Here is a 426-nt window from a genome sequence, read left to right as displayed (position 1 = left end):
TTTTAAAGACAGTCTGAAAAAGAGGATGAACCAGCTTTAGATTGTCCTCAATGAGTCCAAAGAATTTCTTCGGCTCCTTATTCTGAAAGTGGAAAAGCAAGAGTTGATAGAGATGATAGTGATGTTTCAAGTCTTCGGAATAGCTCAAAAGCTTGTTTAGGATTTCCTTATTGGTTAAATGCATACGAAAAGTAGGGCGATAAAAACGTTTATCACTCAGTTTACGACTATCCTGATTGATTCATAATTTGGACACGAATACGGCTCATAGCACGGCTAAGATGTTGGAGTAAAACAGTCCAGTGGACTGTTTTAGCCTGAGTTTAGAAATATAAAAACGAAGGGTGAAAGCAATCCGACACAATTTTAGAGTACGGGAGTGAAACAGTCTGGGAGACTGTTTCAGCCTGAGCCTAGAAATTCGAA

Annotated in this window: 1 pseudogene; it reads right to left on the bottom strand. The window is 38.7% G+C overall.

The features are described 5' to 3' along the window. Positions 1-426 (bottom strand): annotated as a pseudogene (locus tag HMPREF2805_RS11170) (hypothetical protein); the annotation flags it as partial.

The sequence above is a fragment of the Streptococcus sp. HMSC034E03 genome, assembly GCF_001811505.1.
Taxonomy (GTDB): Bacteria; Bacillota; Bacilli; order Lactobacillales; family Streptococcaceae; genus Streptococcus.
The sequence above is the reverse complement of the archived record's forward strand: the minus strand, read 5'-3'. Positions and strand labels throughout refer to the sequence as shown.